At 65.4% G+C, this 2,115-nt stretch carries 1 protein-coding gene and 2 pseudogenes; 1 reads left to right on the top strand and 2 read right to left on the bottom strand.

Annotation, left to right across the window (positions count from 1 at the left end; genetic code table 11):
* Positions 1-384 precede the first annotated feature (384 nt).
* Together ADK57_RS47205 and ADK57_RS11260 are read right to left on the bottom strand one after the other, a co-directional pair.
* A pseudogene (locus ADK57_RS47205) lies at positions 385-1,040 on the bottom strand (IS5 family transposase); the annotation flags it as partial.
* Between the two features lie 46 nt (positions 1,041-1,086).
* Positions 1,087-1,623, bottom strand: coding sequence for a DUF4291 domain-containing protein (locus ADK57_RS11260; RefSeq protein WP_053749260.1), 537 nt, complete (start codon positions 1,621-1,623; stop codon positions 1,087-1,089).
* 109 nt (positions 1,624-1,732) lie between these two features.
* On the opposite strand from ADK57_RS11260, the pseudogene ADK57_RS49870 reads away from it, so the two are divergent.
* A pseudogene (locus tag ADK57_RS49870) lies at positions 1,733-2,115 on the top strand (hypothetical protein); the annotation flags it as partial.

Genomic DNA, 2,115 nt, shown 5'->3' on the forward strand with positions numbered 1-2,115 from the left:
CAGCAGGGCTCTGGGTCCCTGAGCTGTCCGGACCTCCCGGATCTTGAAGTCCATCGCGTCCCCTGAGCTGGTGTGTTGCAACGACCACTAGAACGGAAGCGTTGGGCGGGAGGGCCTTTGCGCGTTCAGCTTTCACAGGGCGGGCCAGCGCGGACACGGAAGCCGCAGACGGCCCTGCCCTGTTGACTCCGATCACCGACGAAATCGTCAGCGAAGGGTGTTCGAGATGATGCACAGGCGAACGTTCTTGGCGAGGTCACTGGGGACGACCGTGGCCGTCCTGGCCGCAGCCGACCGGCCATCCATGGTGCGGCGACAGTCCATGCGAGGACGGCGGCCTGTACGCGGCTGGCGCAGCCCAGTCCAGGTTCAGTTCCCCGACCAGCGGGTGGTTGACGCGCATCCGGCCGCGCGTGGTTTCCGCCCGATGCGCTTCCATCTGAGCCATCTGCACAGGTCGGCTCGGTCGTAGGCTTTGTCGGCGTGGAGGCGCTGGGGCTTGAAATGACGGCCGTTGTGAGGGTCGTGTCTCGTTTGGTGACCCTCGATCATGGGCTTGAGCCCTTCGCTGTCGTGGGTGTTGCCGGCCGAGATGCCGACGAGGAGGGGCAGTCCGTTCGCGTCCGACAGGATGTGCATTTTGGAACCCGGCTTGCCCCGGTCCACGGGGCTCGGACCTGTGTGTTCGCCCCCTTTTTAGCCCTGACGTGGGCGGTGTCGAGGACGACGCGGGTGACGTCGATGAGGCCGGCGTCGTCGAGCTGGTGCAGCACGGCCTCGTGGAGGCGGCCCCAGACACCGGCTCTCGACCAGATCAGAAACCTGCGGTGAGCCGTCGACTTCGATATGCCGAAACAGGGCGGCAGTTGGCGCCAGGCGCAGCCGCTTACCAGGACGTAGACGATCGCCGCGAACAGCGTCTCATCAGGGGTGTCCCGCGTTCCACCGCCCTGCGGACGCACCCTCGACGGCGGGATCAGCGGCTGCGCGATCTCCCACAGCCCGTCCGGAACAATCCAACTCCACGTACCCCGCCCCATACCGCAACCAACGACCGCCTCACCACGTAGGACACGGTCTAAGACATCATCTCAATTGGCAGATCGGCTCATTGCGTAGGTGAGCCAGAACCCCTTCGTTCACGGGGTAGGTACGTTCACGAAGCAGGAGTTGCTGTGCGGCGTCAAGGTCTCCGTCCTGTACATGCGCATGGATAGTGTGGGCGAGCGATGTGATGTCGGTGATGGAGACGGTCCACTCATCGGCGTAGAGACGTGCGGCTTCGCCTGCGAGGCCGAGCTGGAGGGACCGGTGGGCGAGCGGCTGAAGGTACAGGTTGCGTTCGGGGTCCCATTGCACCCGGGCCGGAGCCCGCTTCAATTGGCGCTTCCACGTGGCGCGGTCGGCGTGGAGCCCAGGCTCGTAGTGGCACAGGCAGGCGTGTTTCAGAGCCCACTCGAAGCCTTCACGGGAGATCTCGACGGCGAGGACGGTCTCCTGGCCTTCCTTGGTGCCCCACCCGCAGCGGTACATCATCCACAGGAACGACGGCTTGATCCATGTCAAGCCTCGCTCACAGCCCTTTCCGCCCGTCCTTGACGCCTCCGTACAACCCCCATTCATCGAGGCCGGAGTAGAACAACGCGGTGCGGCAGTGGGGAGCGGACAGGCACTCGGCCTCTCCCGCGTACACGGCCACCAGCGAGTCGCTTCCCCGGAAACCGCACCCGAATTGGTCATCGGAGGCATCAAGCCGATCGACGGGGTGAAGCCGGGGAGCACCTTCGATCTGCCGGTCACCGTGGCGAACGAGGGCACCGGAGCCGCCGAGAAGGTATGGGTCACCTACGCCGTCACCCGGGGACTCGACTTCGACGAGGTTCCCTCCAACTGCCTGACACAGCACATCCCTCCCTACGACGAGATGCAGGAGAGGTGGACCGCGGTGTGCGCCTTCGACCAGGCGGTGGAGCCGGGCGTCGTCTACATGCCCGAGAGGCCTCTCCGTGTCAAGGTACTGGACCGCGCGCTCAACGACGAACTGCGTCTGCGTGTCGGGGAAGACGATCCGGGGGTGGACGACAACGGCACTCCGCCGGTGATGGGAACCGCACC

The sequence above is a fragment of the Streptomyces sp. MMG1533 genome (assembly GCF_001279775.1).
In the GTDB taxonomy this organism is placed as follows: Bacteria; Actinomycetota; Actinomycetes; order Streptomycetales; family Streptomycetaceae; genus Streptomyces.